The sequence below is a fragment of the Mesorhizobium sp. BR1-1-6 genome, from assembly GCF_020165355.1.
GTDB lineage: Bacteria > Pseudomonadota > Alphaproteobacteria > Rhizobiales > Rhizobiaceae > Mesorhizobium.
The window spans coordinates 65,078-83,402 of record NZ_JAIUHZ010000019.1; the positions used below are offsets into that span (position 1 = coordinate 65,078).

The window sequence follows — 18,325 nt, forward strand, 5'->3', positions numbered from 1 at the left end:
TAGCGGCAAGTCCGGGGCTATTCGCCTTTGGCCAGATATTTTTCCAGCCAGTGGATGTCATAGTCGCCATTGGCGATGTCGGCGTTGCCGACGAGGTCGCGAAACAGCGGCAACGTCGTCTTGATTCCGTCGACGACGAATTCGTCCAGCGCCCGGCGCAGCCGCATCATGCATTCGACGCGGTTGCGCCCGTGCACGATCAGCTTGCCGATCAGGCTGTCGTAGTAAGGCGGGATCTTGTACCCTGAATAGACGCCGGAATCGACACGGATGCCAAGGCCGCCTGGCGTGTGGAAATGGGTGATCGTGCCGGGCGAGGGCGTGAAGGTGCGCGGATCCTCTGCATTGATGCGGCACTCGATGGCATGGCCCTGGAAGCGGATGTCTTCCTGCTTGACCGAAAGACCGCCGCCCGAGGCGACACGGATCTGCTCATGCACCAGATCGATGCCAGTGATAGCCTCCGTCACCGGATGCTCGACTTGCAGGCGCGTGTTCATCTCGATGAAATAGAACTCGCCATTCTCGTAGAGGAACTCGATCGTGCCGGCGCCGGAATAGCCGAGGTCGGCGATGGCGTTGGCGCAGATATCGCCGATGCGCGAGCGTTCCTCGGCGTTGAGGGCGGGTGAGTTGGCCTCTTCCCAGACTTTCTGGTGGCGGCGCTGCAAGGAGCAGTCGCGCTCGCCGAAATGCACGCCCCGGCCAAAGCCGTCGCCGAACACCTGAACCTCGATATGACGCGGCTTTTGCAGGTACTTTTCAATATAGACGGCGTCATCGCCGAAGGCCGCGCCCGCTTCCGAGCGGGCCGTCTGCAAGGCGACTTCGAGGTCGGCCTCGGTATGCGCCACTTTCATGCCGCGTCCGCCGCCGCCGGCCGACGCCTTGATGATCACGGGATAGCCGATCTCTGCGGCGATGCGCTTGGCCTCCTTTTCCTCGGTCACCGCACCATCGGAGCCGGGAACCACCGGAATGCCGAGGCGCTTGGCGGTGCGCTTGGCTTCGATCTTGTCGCCCATGATGCGGATATGGTCGCCGGTCGGACCGATAAAGGTAATGTTGTGCGCGGCCAATATGTCTGAAAACTTGGCGTTCTCCGACAGGAAACCGTAGCCGGGATGCACGGCGTCGGCGCCGGTGATCTCGCAGGCGGCGACGATCTGGTGGATATTGAGGTAGCTGTCGCGCGATGGCGGTGGCCCGATGCATACGCTCTCGTCGGCGAGCCGAACATGCATGGCGTCGGCGTCGGCGGTCGAGTGCACCACCACCGTCTGGATGCCAAGCTCCTTGCAGGCACGCAGCACCCGAAGCGCGATTTCGCCGCGATTGGCGATGAGAATCTTCTGGAACATTAGGGCCGCTCTACTCGATCACGACGAGCGGCATGCCGTATTCGACCGGCTGTGCGTCCTCGAACAGGATCGCCGTCACCGTGCCGGCGCGTGGCGAGGGGATCTGGTTCATCGTCTTCATCGCTTCGATGATCAGCAGCGTCTGCCCTTCCTTGACGTTCTGGCCGATCTCGATGAACGGCTTGGCATCCGGCGAGGGCGCTAGATAGGCAGTGCCGACCATGGGGGAGGCCACGGCGTTTTTCGACACGTCGGCCGCGGCCGGAACGGCTGCGGTGGCAGATTGCGCCGCCGGCGCCGGCGCAAAGGCCGGCTGCGGCGCGGCTATCGCGTGAACCGCCGGCGCCTGCCGCGATACGCGCACCTTCAGGTCACCCAGCTCGACTTCGATCTCCGTGAGATTGGTGTCGTTCAGTATGCCCGCGAGGTCGCGGATCAGCTGCTGGTCAACACCGGTCTTCTTTATCGACATTTTCGAGCCTTCTGTTTGTTGGCCGGTCATAGGCGTGCGGCCAGCGCCTGCAGCGCCAGCGTGTAGCCGAGCGGCCCAAAGCCACAGATCATGCCGACAGCGACCGGCGCGACCATGGAGACGTGGCGGAATGGTTCCCGCGCATGGATATTGGAAAGATGGACCTCGGCGACCGGCAGCGGCGCCACGGAACGGATGGCGTCGTGAATCGCGATCGACGTGTGGCTATAGGCGCCGGGATTGATGACGATGCCGACGGCCTTGTCGCCGGCTTCCTGGATCCAGTCGACGAGGTCGCCCTCGTGGTTCGACTGGCGGAAATCGATTTCGAGCCCGAGCGCCGCGCCCGCCTCTCTGCAGTCCTCCGCGATGGCGGCAAGCGTCTTGCCGCCATAGATGCCTGGCTCGCGCTTGCCGAGCGCGTTGAGATTGGGACCGTTCAGGACGAAAACCGTTTTCAAAAAATGCCGACCTTTTCCGGCACCGGCGTCAAACCGGCGCTGGGCCCTCTATAATGGGCATAGACGCCCGCGGAAAGAGCGCAAGTGCGTTCTTTCACTGTCCACAACAGGCGGAAATGCGCCCGTGAAGAAAACCCGCGGCCGATCAAAGCGCGGCTTTCGCCGCCTCGATCTTCTCCGCCAGGACTTCCTGTCCGAGCGCCCCGAACACGACCTCGTTGCCGACGACATAGGACGGCGTTCCGGTGATCGCCAGCTTGTTGGCGAGATCGTAGGTCTTGGAGAAGGCTTCGGTGATGGACGGGTCCTTCATCTTTTCACGCAGCGTCGCTTCATCGGCGCCGAGCGAAAGCGCGACCTTGATCGCCGCCGCCTCGGTGGCGCGACCCTGGCCGCCGAGCAGCGCATTGTGGAACTCGCCGTACTTCTGCGGCATCATCAGGTGGAAGGCCATCGAAACGACGCTGGCCTTCTGCGAATCCGGGCCGAGGATCGGGAACTCCTTGAGCACGAAACGCAGGTCCGGATCGGCCTTGGTCAGCGCCTGCATGTCTTCGATGGCGCGTTTGCAGAAGCCGCAATTGTAGTCGTAGAACTCGACGATCGTGACCTTGCCGTTCGGGTTCCCGACCACGCCGTCGAAGGAGGAGTTGAAGATCTGCTCCTTGGCGCCCTTGATGACGCCGAGATGGGCAATGCGCTGCTCTTCCTTCTGCTTGGCCTCGAGCGCATCCTGGACTTCCAGCAGCACTTCCGGATTCTTCAGGAGATAATCGCGGATGATGCCTTCGACCTCGGTGCGGTCGATCTTGGTATCGGCCGCTGCCGTCTGAAGCGGTTGCGCCGCACCGGCTTCCGCGATTTGCGGGCTGCCGGCCACGAAACCGAACGCCAGCATGGCAAGGGCTATCGCAACTCCCGTGGTGCCCAGCAACAGTGCCTTTTTCATCGTTCCGTTCCTTTGCCTGTTTTCCGGTCTGGCTGCGTCGCAGCGCACGGCCGGAAGGTTCATTATACCTTGCCCGACGGCTTGTAGTTTATGATGTCCTGGGCGCGTATCCATCGCGGCTCGCCGCGTTTGAGTTGCTGCTGCGCTCGCATGGCGAAGATCTTCGCATCCTTGTAGTTACCGGAATAGAAATGACCCTCGGCCGTGGCGAGCTCGGCGCCCGGTATGTCTCCCAATTCGCCATAGGCCTGCGCCAGATAGCGGTATCCCGCGGAATTTTCCTTGTCGCGTCGCAAGCCGTTGTTGATCTGGATCACGGCCTTTTTCAGAGCGTCTGGGGTGCCCGTCGCCATCAACGCCTGGCCGAGCGAAACCGGCAGCAATCCAGATCGCGCCTTGTCGAGGCTGACTGCCTTGGCGTAGGCATCGGCAGCTTCCTTGGGCTTGTTCGCCTTCATCAATATATCGCCGCGCAATTCCTGGAAATAGGCGTTGCCGGGCTGGGCTTTGATCAAGGCGTTGGTCTTGGCGAGTGCGGTGGCGATGTTGCCGAAAAGATAGGCCGATTGGGCCTCGCCATACTGCGCGGCAAGGCTGCCCTGCATCTTTCGCATCAGCCGCGACGCGGCGGCCTGGCCTTCCATGTAGACAGCGATCTTCACCCGCATCATGTCGTGGCGCAATTGCAGTGCCGGCGCATCGACCTTGTCGAGATAGGGGCTCTGCTTGACCAGCACTTCGAGGTTGGAGATTCGATCGCGCGGCATTGGATGGCTGATCCGGTAGGGATCGACCTGCGCGCCCGACAGCGACAAGGCCGTCTGGAAACGCTGAAACGTCTTCAGCATGCCCATGCCGGACTGGCCGGTGGCGTTGAGATAGGTGATCGCCGAGCGGTCGGCCGTCATCTCCTCGGTGCGCTGATAGGCGAGAATGCTGCGCTGCGCCATCTCGCCGCCGCCAGCCGCCACGCCCACGCCGGCGCCGGCAAGTCCGCGGCTGTTGGTGGTCGCCCCGGCGACCATGGCGCCAGCGCCCAGCAAGGTTGCGATGATGGCCATCGTCTTGGCGCGCTCGAGTTGGTCACGCAGTTTCTGCTGGTGGCCGCCGGCGATGTGGCCGGCCTCGTGGGCGATGACGCCGATGATCTCGTTGGGCGTTTCGGCTTCCATCAAGGCGCCCGTGTTGATGAACAGCCGGCGTCCGGTGACGAAGGCATTGAAGCTCTGGTCGTTGACCAGGACGATGTCGATGCCGTCATTCGCCAGACCGGCGGCCTTGAAGATCGGGCGGGCGTAGTCGCGCACCAGCGCCTCGATCTCGGCATCGCGCACCACCGGCACGTTCTGGGCGAAGGCGCTGATGGAACCAGACACCGCGACGGCGACGCCAAGCGAAAGCGTCGCAACGACGCGCGCTGCCCGGGCAACCATCGATTTGGGTCGGCTCAACATGACGTGTCCACTGGTAGACGAGCGTGCGAAAGATGAAAAGTCGGCACCGGAAAAACTTCCTCAACTTGTGATCCTCACACCAATCGGGCATTTGTGCGGCGCATGCGCCAGGATGTGGCGCGCTCAATCGTCGGATCGAGGTCAAAATGGTCGTTTCGCTCTCACGCCGTGGCAATGTCGAACCCTTCCACGCCATGGATGTGCTGGCCGAGGCGAACCGGCTGAGAGCGACGGGCGCGCCGGTCATTTCCATGGCCGTCGGCCAGCCGTCCGATCCGGCTCCGGCCCGCGTTCGTGCCGCGGCGGCCAGGGCTTTGCAGGACGGGCGCATTGGCTATACCGATGCGCTGGGCCTGGCTGGATTGCGCAAGGCGATCGCGGAACACTATGGGGATCACTACGGGCTTGATGTCGCGCCCGACCGGATCGCGGTCACGACGGGATCCTCGGCCGCCTTCAATCTCGCCTTCCTGGCAATGTTCGATCCCGGTGACCGCGTCGTCATCGCAGCGCCGGGCTACCCCGCCTATCGCAACATCATGGCGGCGCTGGGCATCGAAGTGATCGAGATAGAGCTCGGCGATGCGGCCTATCTTCATGCCGCTCACCTGGAGACCGCGCATCGCGAAAAACCGCTGAAGGGCGTGCTGTTCGCAAGTCCGGCCAACCCGACCGGCGCGGTCATTCCGGCCGATGATCTCGCGGACCTGGTCCGGACGGCGGAGGCGCTCGGCATTGCCGTCATCTCCGACGAGATCTACCATCGGCTGGCCTATGCGGCGTCCGACACCACCGCACTCGCCTTTGGCACCGGTGTCACGGCGATCAACTCCTTCTCGAAATACTATTGCATGACCGGCTGGCGCATCGGCTGGATGGTGCTGCCGGAAGCGGTGGTGCGGCCCATCGAGCGCATTGCGCAGAGCCTCTACATCTCGCCGCCGGAACTGTCGCAGGTCGCCGCAATCGAGGCCTTTGCCGCTACCGAGGAGCTAGAAGCGGTCAAGGGTCGCTATGCCTGGAACCGCGAGCTCCTGATGAAGCGTCTGCCGGAGCTCGGTTTTCCGCTCGCAGCACCGATGGATGGCGCCTTCTATGCCTTTTGCTACGTCACCAGGCACAGCAACGACAGCATGGCTTTCGCCCGCAAGATGCTGGCCGAGGCGCATGTCGCGGCCACGCCCGGCCGTGATTTCGACACCCAGGCCGGGCACCGCACCATGCGGTTCTCCTATGCCGGCAGCCATGACGACATGGTCGAGGCATTGGCGCGCATCGAACGCTGGCTGAGATAGATCCATGCCGGAACTCGAGCAGGCCCTGGCCGAAGTCGCGGCCGAAATGGCCGAACGCACCGATCGCGGCGAGGTCGCCACCTATATCCCGCAACTCGGCAAGGTTGATCCCAAGAAATTCGGCATCGCAGCCGTCACCAATGACGGCCGTGTGCTGATGGCGGGCGACGCCGACCAGCCCTTTTCGATCCAGAGCATCTCGAAAGTGTTCACCTTGACGCTGGCGCTGGGCAATGTCGGCGACGCGCTGTGGAAGCGGGTAGGGCGCGAGCCTTCGGGCAATCCGTTCAACTCGATCGTGCAGCTCGAGCATGAGAACGGCATTCCGCGCAATCCCTTCATCAATGCCGGCGCCATTGTCATCTCCGACATCCTGCTTGCCGGCCACCAGCCGCGCGAGGCGATCGGCGAGATCCTGCGCTTCATCCAGTTCCTCGCCGACGACGAGACCATCATCATCGACCGCGAGGTGGCAGCGTCGGAGCGCGCCACCGGCTATCGCAACTTCGCGCTCGCCAACTACATGAAATCCTTCGGGAATCTTCATCATGCGCCGGAGCTGGCGCTCGGCGTCTATTTCCACCATTGCGCCATCGCCATGAGCTGCCGGCAGCTGGCGATGCCCGGCCGGTTCCTCGCCAATGGCGGCAAAAATCCGGCGACCGGACATTCCGTGGTGTCGGTCGAGCGGGCACGCCGCATCGGCGCCATGATGCTGACCTGCGGCCACTATGACGGCTCCGGTGATTTTGCCTTCCGCGTCGGCATTCCGGGCAAGAGCGGCGTCGGCGGCGGCATATTGGGCATCGTGCCCGGCGTCGCCTCGCTCGCCGTCTGGTCGCCCGGCCTCAACGCCAACGGCAATTCCAAGCTGGGCTCTATCGCCCTGGAGAAGCTCGCCAGGATGATGAACTGGTCGATCTTCGCGCCGTAACGCTCTGTCGGAAAAGCTGGATATGAAAAATCCCGCACCGTCTTTCGACCGGCGCGGGATTTTTTGTTCAGGAAGTCAGTTCAACGGGCTGAAATCTCAGAAGAAGCCTTTCCGCTGCCACCAGCCGGCGCGCTTCGGCTTCTCTTCGGTCTTGGTTTCCGGCTCTTCGGCGACGGTCGAGGAAACCACCGGCACGACCGGCGCATCGATGGCCGGCGGCTTGCGTCGCGACGGACGGGCCTTCGGTGTGTCCGCGGCGGTCGTCGCCGCTGCCTCGTCCGATGCCGTGGCTGGCGTCTCGGCGGGTGCTGGAACGGCCAGTTCAGCGATCGGCTCCTCGGCGACAGCCTCGGCGGCTGCCTTCTTCGGCTTGGCTACACGCCGCGGCTTCTTGGGCTTCTCGGCGGTCGTCGCCTCGTCGCTCACCGGAGCCACCGGCTCTTCCGCAGCCACGACGGCTACCGGCTCGATCGCAGGCTCGCTTTCGGAAGCATCGACCCCGGAAGGTTCAGTCGCTTCATCGGCGCTTGCCCCGGCCTCGCCTTCGCCGTCCTCGCGCCGGTTGCGCTTGCCGCCGCGCTTGCCGCGGCGACGCTTCTTGCCCTGGCCCTCGTCGGATGCTTCCGCCGTTTCGGCAGTTCCGGCCGCAGGGACCGGAGCCTCGTCGCCGGCTTCCGACTCGTCACGGCTCACCGGGCTTTCCGACGTGGACAAATCGTCGGTCTGCGCCGCCACGGAAGCACCGTCGATGTGGCCATGCTCGCGATCGCGATCCTTGCCGCCGCGGCGTCTGCGACGCTTGCGGCGCTTGCGGTCACGGCCTTCGCCCTCTTCGCCGGGCCTCTGCTGGTGCTGACCTTGCTGCGGCTGACGCGGCTGTTCGGCCTGGGCCGGTGCTTCGTCTTCCTCCTCGACGATGGTCTCATCCTCGGGCTCTTCCGGTTCGACATAGGCCGGCAGGGTGCGTGCTTCGACGAAGCCTTCCGGCTTTTCGGCCAGCGCGCCGCGGAAGATCGCATAATGCTGCGAACCGACCGTGTCGTCGGCCTCGAGCGTGATGGTCAGGCCGAAGCGGCTTTCCAGTTCCACCAGCGTGCCGCGCTTGTGGTTGAGCACATAGAGCGCGGTCGCCGCAGGCGTGCGAACCGTGATGTGGCTGCGCGAATCCTTGAGCAGGAACTCCTCGATCGCCCTGACCACCATCAGCGCGACAGACGAATCGGAGCGCACATGGCCGGTGCCGCCGCAATGCGGGCAAGGCTTCATGGTCGATTCCAACACGCTGGCGCGGATGCGCTGGCGCGACATCTCCATCAGGCCGAAATGCGAGATGCGGCCGACCTGGATGCGCGCGCGGTCGTTCTTGAGATGATCCTTCAACCGCTTCTCGACGGCACGGTTGTTGCGGTTCTCCTCCATGTCGATGAAGTCGATGACGATCAGGCCGGCAAGGTCGCGCAGCCTGAGCTGGCGGGCGACTTCCTCCGCCGCTTCCAGATTGGTGTGGAGCGCGGTGTCCTCGATCGAGTGCTCCTTGGTCGAGCGGCCCGAATTGACGTCGATGGCGACCAGCGCCTCGGTCTGGTTGATGATGATGTAGCCGCCGCTCTTGAGCGTCACTTGCGGCTGCAGCATGCGGTCAAGCTGCGCCTCGATGCCGTTGCGCACGAAGATCGGCGTCGTATCGCGGAACGGCTGAACCACCTTCGCGTGGCTCGGCATCAGCATGCGCATGAAGTCCTTGGCCTCGCGGTAGCCCTCTTCGCCGGAGACGAGGATCTCGTCGATGTCCTTGTTATAGAGGTCGCGCACCGAACGCTTGATCAGGCTGCCTTCCTCGTAGACGAGGGCAGGGGCCGTGGACTGGAGCGTGAGATTGCGCACGTTCTCCCAAAGCCGCATCAGATATTCATAATCGCGCTTGATCTCGGCCTTGGTGCGGCTCTCGCCGGCGGTGCGCAGGATGACGCCCATGCCTTGCGGCACTTCGAGATCGGCGACCACTTCCTTGAGGCGCTTGCGGTCCACAGCACTAGTGATCTTGCGCGAAATTCCGCCGCCGCGCGCCGTGTTCGGCATCAGCACGGAATAGCGGCCGGCAAGCGACAGATAGGTGGTGAGCGCTGCGCCCTTGTTGCCGCGCTCTTCCTTGACGACCTGCACCAGCAGGATCTGGCGGCGCTTGATCACTTCCTGGATCTTGTACTGGCGGCGCATCGGCTTGCGGCGGTTGCGCGCTTCCTCCAGGGCATCCTCGGCGCCGACCGATTCGACCTCGTGATCGTCCAGATGCGAAGACTGAACCTCTTCCAGCATGCCGCGATCATCGTCGCTGGATTCACTGCCCTGTTCCGTCAGCGGGACGGGTTCGGAAATCACATCGGCGTCGACGGAGGCGGCGATCGACGTCGGGCCGCCCTCGCGGGTCTCGCCTTCGTCCTGTCCGGACGATTCGTCGCTCTGCTCGGGAGAGGCTTCGCCATGATTGGATGCATCCGCGGCCTGTTCCGGGATATCGGCCGCATGTTCGATGGTTTCCGAACCGTGGGAAATGTTCTCCGAGACGGCGTCATTGCCATTGTCGGCGTCGCCTGCCTCGCCGGCCGTTTCGGTTGCCTCGTCGGCATCGGTCCCGCCCGCGTCGCGCTTGTGTTCTGCGCGGTCGCGGCCCTTGCCGCCGCGCCGGCGTCCGCGCCGGCCGCGATCACGGCTCTGGGGGTCGTCGCCTTCGCCGTCCTCATCGTCCTCGTCCTCGGCTTCCTGCGCTTCGGCGCGCAGCAGCGCCTGACGGTCGGCGACGGGGATCTGGTAGTAGTCGGGGTGTATTTCACTGAAGGCGAGGAAACCGTGACGGTTGCCGCCATATTCGACAAAGGCTGCCTGAAGGGAGGGTTCGACGCGCGTTACGCGGGCGAGATAGATGTTTCCTTTGAGCTGCTTCTTGTCCTGTGATTCAAAGTCGAATTCTTCGATACGATTACCGCGTACGACGACAACGCGTGTTTCCTCCGGGTGGGAGGCGTCTATCAGCATTTTGTTGGGCATTATTTCGTTTCCCCCCGGCAGCCGTCAGCCGCAGCTTGCGGCGCAAGGGCCGCTGCTGTGTGTCTGGATGAATGTGGGTGCCGGATGTCTGAATGTCCGCCGGACGGTGCCTGCGCGCCATGGCGGTGCCGCCCGCAGCCATATTGGCGCGGTTTGATGCGGACCTTTCCATGATTGCGCTTGAAGCCATCGTCACCAGCAGAACCTTTTGAACCAAAGCCCGGAAACCGGACCAGCTTGTTTGCTCATACAGAGCCGGCGCGGGACAAACCCGGCCGTTTTCCTCACGCAGGCGATTCCCCCGCCACGGGCGCACACCTGCGAAATTCGTCGCGATCACCTGAACCCTTCTCGCATGGAGCGAAAGGAGCCGCCTTTCGTCTCACCTGTAGCGGGAAGCTGCGGAGGAGGGCGGTTCCAGGATTGCAGTGATCCACTATCGCTTTTATGATTTGGCGGGTTGGAAGGCAACCCCGATTTCCGACGCCGGCAAAAGCGGTTCCGCCACGTAAGCACGGGTCCGGGCCTCGCGTGAAAAGGCTTGGTTAACCTTCTCTGGATACCAATCGTTAATCGAGTTCGCGGCCTAACCGGCACTTCGACTACATGACCGGGCGCCTTGGCGCCAAACCGGGAGCGACTGCAAAGAGATGGGACTGGCAGGCTTCACAGACAAGGGCAGTCGTGCCGGCGGCCGTTTGCTCGCGATCTTCTGCCTCCTGCTGTCGATGACCATCTCGTTGGTCGCCAACGCCGCCGATGCCCCGCTCACGGCAACCGGTTACAAGATGGCGGGCGATGCCACCAAGATGCGCATCGTCATGGATTTCGACCGTGAGCCCGACGTCAAATGGTTCCTTTTGCGCGGCCCCAATCGTCTGGTCATCGACCTGGCGAATACGAAATTGGCCATCGATGCCAAGGATTTGAAGCCTCGCGGGCTGGTCAAGGGCGTGCGCCTGGGTGAGTTGGAGGCAGGCGTGTCGCGGCTGGTTCTCACCGGGAAGGGGCCGTTCGCGGTCGACAAGCTCGATGTTCTCAAGAACGAGGACGGCGCGGGCTACCGCATCGCCATCGACATGTCGGCGGCCTCCGAACGCGAGTTCGACACTGCCCTTGCCAATCAGGCGCTGACCACCGGTTCCACGGTTTCGACCGACAAGGGCGGACGGGTCGGCACCGGGCCGGTCTCCAATCCGGGCCATCGCTTCACCGTCGTCATCGATCCGGGCCATGGCGGCGTCGATGGCGGTGCCGAGGGCCTGAACGGCACCGTCGAAAAGAACGTCACGCTGGCTTTCGCCACGGAACTGCGCGACAAGCTCGCCGCCCTCGGCAGATACGATGTCTTCATGACGCGCGACACCGACGAATATTTGCGGCTGGACGACCGCGTGCGCATCGCTCGCCAGCATGAGGCCGACCTGCTCATCTCCATTCATGCCGACACCATCAGCCTCAAGGGCATCCGTGGCGCGACCGTCTATACCGTTTCCGACAAGGCTTCGGATCCGGAAGCGCAGGCGCTTGCCGACCGTGAAAATCTCTCGGACCAGTTCGCCGGCATGGTGATCAAGGACGACAACAAGGAAGTCACCGATATCCTGATCGACCTGATCCGCCGCGAGACCCACACCTTTTCGATGAGTTTCGCCCACACGCTGGTCGGCCAGTTGTCGACCAGCGTCGGCCTCATCAACAATCCGCAGCGTTCCGCGGGATTCAAGGTGCTGAAAGCGCCTGACGTCCCCTCCGTGCTGGTCGAACTAGGCTATCTCTCGAATGCCAAGGACGAGGCGCAACTGCTCGACGCCGACTGGCGCGGCAAGGCGGCGCAAAGCATCACCAACGCCGTCGCGCTGTTCGCTTCCGCGCGTGCCGGAACGGGAACCGGGGGCTGAAATGCCTGACGACGCCTGCAACCACAGGCAGCGTTGCGCGGCGACAACACCCGACGCTTTTATTTCCGACTCACGGCCGCGAAATCCGGCCTTGCCGTATTTTGCCCACATGGTAGCGACATGGGTTTTCCATTACGGGTTGGGACCGGCTCGAATGCTTGCGCGGAAGGCGGCTTCGTTTAGGAAATTCCCGAACCAAGGACTGGAGCGGGCATGATTCGTCTCATTGGCTATTTCTTCGGTATCGGCACGACGCTGGCCCTGCTGGTCGCGGCGGGGGTTGCCATCTATATCGGGCATTTGTCCAAGGATCTGCCCGACTATGAGGTGCTGGCCAAGTACGAGCCGCCGGTGACCACCCGAATCCATGCCTCGGACGGCGCGCTGATGGCCGAGTACGCGCGCGAACGGCGCCTGTATTTGCCGATCCAGGCCATCCCCGACCGCGTCAAGGCGGCCTTCCTGTCGGCCGAGGACAAGAATTTCTACAACCACCCCGGCATTGACGTGACCGGCCTGGGCCGCGCTATCATCGTCAACCTGCAGAATTTCGGCTCGGGCAGGCGTCAGGTTGGCGCCTCGACGATCACCCAGCAGGTGGCGAAGAATTTTCTGCTGACCTCGGACCAGACCTACGAGCGCAAGATCAAGGAAATGATCCTCGCCTTCCGCATCGAGCAGGCCTATTCCAAGGACCGCATTCTCGAACTCTACCTCAACGAAATCTTCTTCGGTTTCGGCGCCTATGGCGTGGCGGGTGCCGCGCTCACTTATTTCGACAAGTCGGTGAACGAGCTGACCGTGGCCGAGGCCGCCTATCTGGCCTCGCTGCCCAAGGGGCCGAACAATTATCACCCCTTCAAGCATGCCGACCGCGCGCTTGAGCGCCGTAACTGGGTCATCGACCAGATGGTCGAGAACGGCTACGTTACGCGCGAGGAAGGCGACAAGGCCAAGGCGGAGCCCCTCGGCGTCACGCCGCGCCGCAACGGCACCTATCTGTTCGCCGGCGAATACTTCACCGAGGAGGTGCGCCGCCAGATCATCGCCCGCTACGGCGAGAACGCGCTCTATGAAGGCGGCCTGTCCGTCCGCACCACGCTCGACCCGAAGATCCAGCTCATCGCCCGCAAGGCGATGCAGAACGGCTTGATCAAATACGACACGCTGCGCGGCTACCGCGGGCCGCTGAAGACGATCGACGTGTCCGGCGACTGGGGTGTGCCGCTGGGCAATGTGAAGGGACTGGAAGACGTTCCCGAATGGAAGCTCGCAGTCGTGCTCGACAGTTCGGCATCCGGCCTGTCGATTGGCTTGCAGCCGGCACGCCAGGCGTCGGGCGACATCGTCAAGGAGCGCGTCGAAGGCACCGTCAGCAAGGAAGACATGGGCTTTGCCATGCGCCATGTGGTCGGCGGCAAGACGGTCAGGGCCAAGTCGCCGGCCGATGTGCTGAAGCCGGGCGACGTCGTCTTCGTCCAGAAGAACGAAGGCTCCGACGACGCCTACAGCCTGCGCCAGGTCCCCGAAGTGGAAGGCGGCCTGATCGCCATGGATCCACACACCGGCCGCGTGCTGGCCATGGTCGGCGGCTTCTCCTACGCGCAGTCGGAGTTCAACCGCGCCACCCAGGCCATGCGCCAGCCCGGCTCTTCGTTCAAGCCGATCGTCTATTCCGCGGCGCTCGACAATGGCTATACGCCGGCGTCGGTGATCATGGACGGGCCGATTACCATCCAGAGCGGCAACACGACCTGGACGCCGAAGAACTACGACGGCACGGTCGCTGGTCCGGCAACCCTGCGCTCCGGCATCGAAAAGTCGCGCAACCTGATGACTGTGCGCCTCGCCAACGACATGGGCATGAAGCTGGTCGTCGAATATGCCGAGCGTTTCGGCGTCTATGACCATCTGGCGCCGTATTTGCCGATGGCGCTGGGCTCCGGCGAGACGACGGTGATGCGCATGGTTTCGGCCTATTCGATCATGGCCAATGGCGGCAAGTCGATCAAGCCGACATTGATCGACCGTATCCAGGACCGCTACGGCAAGACCGTCTTCAAGCAGGACGAACGCGGCTGCGAAGGCTGCAACGCGGCCGAATGGCAGAACCAGCCCGAACCTGAGCTTGTCGATAATTCCGAACAGGTTCTCGATCCGATGACCGCCTACCAGATCACCTCGATGATGGAAGGCGTCGTCCAGCGCGGCACCGGCGCCACCATCGCCGAGCTCGGACGCCACATCGCCGGCAAGACCGGCACCACCAACGACGAAAAGGACGCCTGGTTCATCGGTTACACGCCGAACCTCGTCGTCGGCCTCTATATGGGCTACGACACGCCGCGCGGCCTTGGCCATGGCGCCACCGGCGGCGGCCTCGCCGCTCCTATCTTCAAGGATTTCATGCGCGTGGCGCTGGATGGCACGCCCAATGTCGACTTCAAGGTTCCCGAAGGCATGAATCTGGTCGCCATCAACCGCAAGACCGGCATGCGGGCCAATTCGGGCGATCCCGGCACCATCATCGAGGCCTTCAAGCCGGGCACCGGGCCAGCCGACAGCTATTGGGTGATCGGCATGGGCGCTGACGGGTCCAATGCCTCCGGCGGCGCGCTGTCGCCTCAGGCCAACCAGGCCATCCAGTCGGGCGGCGGCGGCCTCTACTGACGGGTATGCATGCAGGATTGGGCCGGCCCTGGGCCGGTCCAATTTGCTTTACAGGCGGCGGCGCCGTCCCTATGTATCGCGCCGACCAGGCGTCACTTTCAGCAACAGGATAAAACATCAGGCCATGCGCGCGGAAACGCAGAATATTGTCGACGAGATCAGGCAGGCAATTACCCTGCTGAGGAGGCATCTTTGACTGGGATCAGGCCATAAAGCGGCTTGAATATCTCAACGTCCGCGCCGAGGACGCCAGCCTCTGGAACGAACCGCTGGAAGCGCAGAAGCTGATGCGCGAGCGCCAGGGCCTCGAGGAAGGCATCGCGGCGGTCAGGGGCCTGACCCAGGCGCTGGAAGACAATATCGGCCTGATCGAACTCGGCGAGGAAGAGGGCGACGAGAGCGTCGTTGCCGAGGCTGAGGCAGCGATCCGCTCGATGCAAGGCGAGGCGAAGGCCCGCCAGGTCGAGACGCTGCTGTCGGGCGAAGCCGACGCCAACGACACCTATCTCGAAATCCACGCAGGCGCCGGCGGCACCGAAAGCCAGGACTGGGCCTCGATGTTGCTGCGCATGTACACGCGCTGGGCCGAGCGCCGCCGCTTCAAGGTAGAGGTGCTGGAAGTGCATGACGGCGAAGAAGCCGGCATCAAGTCCGCGACGCTGCTGATCAAGGGCCACAATGCCTATGGTTGGCTGAAGACGGAATCCGGCGTCCATCGCCTGGTGCGCATTTCACCCTATGACAGCAACGCGCGCCGGCACACGTCCTTCGCCAGCGTCTGGGTCTATCCCGTCATCGACGATACGATCGAGATCGACGTTTCCGAATCCGACGTGCGCATCGACACCTATCGTTCGTCCGGTTCAGGCGGCCAGCACGTCAACACCACCGATTCGGCGGTGCGCATTACCCATCTCGCCACCGGTATAGCGGTCGCCTGCCAGGCCGAACGTTCGCAGCACAAAAATCGGGCAAAGGCCTGGGAGATGCTGCGCTCGCGGCTTTACGAGGAAGAGCTGAAGAAGCGCGAAGCCGTCGCCAACGCCACCGAAGCATCGAAGAGCGACATTGGCTGGGGTCACCAGATCCGCTCCTACGTGCTGCAGCCCTATCAGCTGGTGAAGGATCTGCGTACTGGCGTCGAAAGCACCAGCCCGTCGAGCGTGCTCGATGGCGACCTCGATGACTTCATGGAAGCCTCGCTGTCGCAACGCATCGAGGGTGGTGCTGGGGAAGCGGTGGCGGACCTGGATTAGGGCCGGCGCCTACAGTGCCACACATTTGGATTGGATGATGGCTCGCAAGCTTGTTGGAAAGTGCTTCTGCGGCGCGGTGCACTATGCGGTCGCTGACGAGTTCCTGTACGCGGCGAATTGCCATTGCTCGAACTGCCGGCGCACGACAGGTTCGGCTTTCAAGCCCTTCGCGGGCATCGAACGCGCCAAGTTTGTCCTGACCAAGGGCCACGACATGTTGCTGGTCTTCGGCGACGACAACGGCCATGACGCGCACTGCAAGCGGTGCGGTTCGCTGCTCTATTCGGTCGTGCGCCAGGGCGCCTTCGTCCATGTCGCGATGGGAACGCTCGTCGACAACCCGAGCATCCGCCCGACCGAGCATATCTTCGTCGGTTCCAAGGCGCCGTGGTACACGATCAGCGACGGCCTGCCGCAGTATGACGAACACGTGATCACAGGACCTGCTGGCGAATAGGCCGGAACTTCTCTCGCTGAATCTCGTTATCTGCGATCCCGTCTGCTGGGCATGGTTGTGCCTGCCTATCCAATCGAGAGACGGCGCCTGTTTTCTGTTGCCGATGCGCGGCATTCAGCCTGCGACATCGGCATGCAGTGGTTTCTTGCGCCGACTCACAAATCGGCCCACCATCCATGGTCGAGGGGAGACAAAAGCATCTATGGCCGGGCGCGGCAGAAATGCCTGCTGACGATCCGGCCGCTGGGAAGACACGTTTCAGGAACGGGCAAGCGAAACGCTTGATGCTCGTCGAAAGGAGCGCTTCCATGTCTGCTGCCCCATCAAAATCGGCTCGGGCCGCGGTGGGCCGACTCATGCTCTGCCTGCTTGCAATCGCAGCGATTGCGTTGCCGATGGCGCCTGCCTTCGCCCACGACGCCAAGCCTACAGCGGCGAAGCCGCTGGGTTGGAGCTATCCATTCGCATGCTGCGCTAACTACGATTGCCGCACGGCCCATACTGGCGAGGTTTTGGAAAAACCCGAGGGTTATGTGATCGCCGGCACGGGGGAAGTTGTCCCGATGACCGACAAGCGTGTGAAGGACAGCCCGGACGGCGAATTCCACTGGTGCGCGCATCAAGCGGGTCTAGACGCCGGTAAGACGATCTGCCTGTTCGTGCCGCCGCGCTCCTACTAAGCCCGGGAGGCGCAGCGGCGACCGGGCCCGGACCGCGATGGGCGGGGGCCTGCTGACGGACGGTTGCCAGGACCGCTCCTTTGTGTTGCGTTGCCTGCGGGCGGCGGACAAGGGAGAGGTGACGTCCATGACCATCAAGGGAAGCTGCCACTGCAAGGCGACGATATTCGAGGTTTCGCAAGCACCGCAGACGCTGACGCAGTGCACTTGTTCGTTCTGCTCGAAACGCGGCTCGCTTTGGGCCTACTACACTCCTGCGCAGTTCAAGCTCCTCACGCCGCAGAAGAATGTTTCCTTCTATCAGTGGGGATCGAAGACCGTTAAGCACGGTTTTTGCGACACCTGCGGCTGCGGGACCTTCACCGAAACACCGGACTGGTCGAGCGGAGAGCCGGATTTCGACAATCCCAAGATCAGCGTCAACTCGCGGTTGTTCGACGATTTCGATCTGGACAAGGTCGAAGTGGTGGCCATCGACGGCCGGAATCTCTGGTAGATTCCTGGACGCCCAATCGGGAAATCGTGCCCCGGGGAAAAGCCGTTGCCGGTGTTTTTCCCGTTCCGCTTTTCGCCGCATTTCATGGTACAAGTCGCGCGAAGGGCTGATTTGGCGCCACCGCAAGGCGTGACTTGGAGAGGGACAATCCTATGAAGAAGACCGTGCTCGTCGTCGTGGCGACGGCTGTGCTGGTGAGCGCCTGCACCACCACCGATCCGTATACCGGTGACCAGAAAATTTCCAACACGGCGGCCGGTGCCGGCCTCGGCGCCTTGGCCGGCGCCAGCCTTGGCCTGCTTGCGGGCGGCAATGATCGTCGCAACGCGCTGATCGGCGCCGGCATCGGGGCGCTGGCTGGCGGCGCCATCGGCGCCACCATGGACCAGAACGAAGCCGAACTGCGCCGGCAGTTGGAGGGCACAGGCGTCAGCGTCACCCGCTCCGGCGACCAGATCATCCTTAATATGCCGTCCGATATCACCTTCAACGTCGATCAGGATGCGGTGAAGCCCGGCTTTTACCAAGTGCTGAATTCGGTCGCGCTGGTGCTGAAGAAGTTCAAGCAGACCACGGTCGACGTGTTCGGCCATACCGATTCGACCGGCGGCGACCAGCATAATTTCGATCTGTCGCAGCGCCGCGCGCTGGCGGTCGCCAACTACCTGGCTGGCCAGGGCGTCGATTCGCGCCGCTTCGCGGTCACCGGATTCGGCAAGACCCGTCCGGTAGCGTCCAATGCCACCGCCGAGGGTCGCGCTCAAAACCGTCGCGTCGAGATCCAGCTTTCGCCGCTCACCTGAGCAGCATCGATCAGAATGCAAAAACGGCCTCGCAAGGGGCCGTTTTGTTTGCAAAATGCGACCGACGGCCAGGCCTGCGGCCCCCGGGTTC

The 18,325-nt window shown here is 63.2% G+C and carries 15 protein-coding genes; 9 read left to right on the top strand and 6 right to left on the bottom strand.

The annotated features are described in order from the left end of the window. Nucleotides 1-17 precede the first annotated feature (17 nt). The 5 genes from accC to LB545_RS25550 form a co-directional block, all read right to left on the bottom strand. A complete protein-coding gene (gene accC, locus LB545_RS25530) occupies nucleotides 18-1,361 on the bottom strand; it encodes an acetyl-CoA carboxylase biotin carboxylase subunit (protein WP_140493663.1) in 1,344 nt (447 codons plus the stop codon). A 10-nt stretch (nucleotides 1,362-1,371) separates the two neighbouring features. Beyond that, nucleotides 1,372-1,833, bottom strand: coding sequence for an acetyl-CoA carboxylase biotin carboxyl carrier protein (gene accB / locus LB545_RS25535; protein ID WP_140561025.1), 462 nt, complete (start codon nucleotides 1,831-1,833; stop codon nucleotides 1,372-1,374). A gap of 26 nt (nucleotides 1,834-1,859) precedes the next feature. Beyond that, nucleotides 1,860-2,294, bottom strand: coding sequence for a type II 3-dehydroquinate dehydratase (gene aroQ, locus LB545_RS25540; protein ID WP_140522126.1), 435 nt, complete (start codon nucleotides 2,292-2,294; stop codon nucleotides 1,860-1,862). Between the two features lie 145 nt (nucleotides 2,295-2,439). Then, the gene (locus LB545_RS25545) at nucleotides 2,440-3,243 is read right to left on the bottom strand and encodes a DsbA family protein (protein ID WP_140517637.1); all 804 of its coding nucleotides are present in this window, start codon (nucleotides 3,241-3,243) and stop codon (nucleotides 2,440-2,442) included. 62 nt (nucleotides 3,244-3,305) lie between these two features. Then, the gene (locus tag LB545_RS25550; protein WP_224706029.1) at nucleotides 3,306-4,697 is read right to left on the bottom strand and encodes a M48 family metalloprotease; all 1,392 of its coding nucleotides are present in this window, start codon (nucleotides 4,695-4,697) and stop codon (nucleotides 3,306-3,308) included. A 146-nt stretch (nucleotides 4,698-4,843) separates the two neighbouring features. Here LB545_RS25550 and LB545_RS25555 point away from each other — a divergent pair, with 146 nt between their 5' ends. Together LB545_RS25555 and LB545_RS25560 are read left to right on the top strand one after the other, a co-directional pair. Further along, on the top strand, nucleotides 4,844-5,992 hold the full coding sequence (locus LB545_RS25555; RefSeq protein WP_224706030.1) for a pyridoxal phosphate-dependent aminotransferase: 1,149 nt from the start codon (nucleotides 4,844-4,846) through the stop codon (nucleotides 5,990-5,992). Nucleotides 5,993-5,996: 4 nt separating this feature from the next. Beyond that, entirely contained in the window at nucleotides 5,997-6,926 is a 930-nt protein-coding gene (locus LB545_RS25560) for a glutaminase (protein ID WP_224706031.1), read from the top strand. 96 nt (nucleotides 6,927-7,022) lie between these two features. Here LB545_RS25560 and LB545_RS25565 read toward each other — a convergent pair whose 3' ends face one another. Beyond that, complete coding sequence (locus LB545_RS25565) at nucleotides 7,023-9,971, bottom strand: ribonuclease E/G (protein ID WP_224706032.1); 2,949 nt, start codon at nucleotides 9,969-9,971, stop codon at nucleotides 7,023-7,025. A 650-nt stretch (nucleotides 9,972-10,621) separates the two neighbouring features. Here LB545_RS25565 and LB545_RS25570 point away from each other — a divergent pair. The 7 genes from LB545_RS25570 to LB545_RS25600 all read left to right on the top strand — a co-directional run bounded on the left by LB545_RS25570 (nucleotide 10,622) and on the right by LB545_RS25600 (nucleotide 18,234). Beyond that, nucleotides 10,622-11,872 (top strand): N-acetylmuramoyl-L-alanine amidase, encoded by a 1,251-nt coding sequence (locus LB545_RS25570; protein ID WP_140686215.1) that lies wholly within the window; start codon nucleotides 10,622-10,624, stop codon nucleotides 11,870-11,872. Between the two features lie 213 nt (nucleotides 11,873-12,085). Further along, nucleotides 12,086-14,542: a penicillin-binding protein 1A gene (locus LB545_RS25575; RefSeq protein WP_140493638.1), complete on the top strand. Its 2,457-nt coding sequence runs from the start codon at nucleotides 12,086-12,088 to the stop codon at nucleotides 14,540-14,542. A 124-nt stretch (nucleotides 14,543-14,666) separates the two neighbouring features. After that, nucleotides 14,667-15,798 (top strand): peptide chain release factor 2 gene (gene prfB / locus LB545_RS25580; protein WP_140493636.1). Its coding sequence is split into 2 segments (ribosomal slippage): nucleotides 14,667-14,732 and nucleotides 14,734-15,798, totalling 1,131 coding nucleotides; the frame shifts between segments, so codons are not numbered across the junction. Nucleotides 15,799-15,835: 37 nt separating this feature from the next. Further along, nucleotides 15,836-16,255 carry a GFA family protein gene (locus LB545_RS25585; RefSeq protein WP_140517633.1) on the top strand — a complete coding sequence of 140 codons (420 nt, stop codon included), beginning with the start codon at nucleotides 15,836-15,838 and terminating at the stop codon, nucleotides 16,253-16,255. Between the two features lie 308 nt (nucleotides 16,256-16,563). Then, nucleotides 16,564-16,935 carry a hypothetical protein gene (locus tag LB545_RS25590; RefSeq protein WP_140493631.1) on the top strand — a complete coding sequence of 124 codons (372 nt, stop codon included), beginning with the start codon at nucleotides 16,564-16,566 and terminating at the stop codon, nucleotides 16,933-16,935. Nucleotides 16,936-17,062: 127 nt separating this feature from the next. Further along, nucleotides 17,063-17,431 carry a GFA family protein gene (locus LB545_RS25595; RefSeq protein ID WP_140584175.1) on the top strand — a complete coding sequence of 123 codons (369 nt, stop codon included), beginning with the start codon at nucleotides 17,063-17,065 and terminating at the stop codon, nucleotides 17,429-17,431. A gap of 152 nt (nucleotides 17,432-17,583) precedes the next feature. Beyond that, entirely contained in the window at nucleotides 17,584-18,234 is a 651-nt protein-coding gene (locus LB545_RS25600) for an OmpA family protein (RefSeq protein ID WP_140493627.1), read from the top strand. The last annotated feature ends 91 nt before the right edge of the window (nucleotides 18,235-18,325 follow it).

Bases quoted from the DNA above. Each gene is read 5' to 3' on its own strand.
- accC (WP_140493663.1), bottom strand. From the start codon at position 1,361: ATGTTCCAGAAGATTCTCATCGCCAATCGCGGCGAAATCGCGCTTCGG.
- accB (WP_140561025.1), bottom strand. From the start codon at position 1,833: ATGTCGATAAAGAAGACCGGTGTTGACCAGCAGCTGATCCGCGACCTC.
- LB545_RS25545 (WP_140517637.1), bottom strand. From the start codon at position 3,243: ATGAAAAAGGCACTGTTGCTGGGCACCACGGGAGTTGCGATAGCCCTT.
- LB545_RS25550 (WP_224706029.1), bottom strand. From the start codon at position 4,697: ATGTTGAGCCGACCCAAATCGATGGTTGCCCGGGCAGCGCGCGTCGTT.
- LB545_RS25555 (WP_224706030.1), top strand. From the start codon at position 4,844: ATGGTCGTTTCGCTCTCACGCCGTGGCAATGTCGAACCCTTCCACGCC.
- LB545_RS25560 (WP_224706031.1), top strand. From the start codon at position 5,997: ATGCCGGAACTCGAGCAGGCCCTGGCCGAAGTCGCGGCCGAAATGGCC.
- LB545_RS25565 (WP_224706032.1), bottom strand. From the start codon at position 9,971: ATGCCCAACAAAATGCTGATAGACGCCTCCCACCCGGAGGAAACACGC.
- LB545_RS25570 (WP_140686215.1), top strand. From the start codon at position 10,622: ATGGGACTGGCAGGCTTCACAGACAAGGGCAGTCGTGCCGGCGGCCGT.
- LB545_RS25575 (WP_140493638.1), top strand. From the start codon at position 12,086: ATGATTCGTCTCATTGGCTATTTCTTCGGTATCGGCACGACGCTGGCC.
- LB545_RS25585 (WP_140517633.1), top strand. From the start codon at position 15,836: ATGGCTCGCAAGCTTGTTGGAAAGTGCTTCTGCGGCGCGGTGCACTAT.
- LB545_RS25590 (WP_140493631.1), top strand. From the start codon at position 16,564: ATGTCTGCTGCCCCATCAAAATCGGCTCGGGCCGCGGTGGGCCGACTC.
- LB545_RS25595 (WP_140584175.1), top strand. From the start codon at position 17,063: ATGACCATCAAGGGAAGCTGCCACTGCAAGGCGACGATATTCGAGGTT.
- LB545_RS25600 (WP_140493627.1), top strand. From the start codon at position 17,584: ATGAAGAAGACCGTGCTCGTCGTCGTGGCGACGGCTGTGCTGGTGAGC.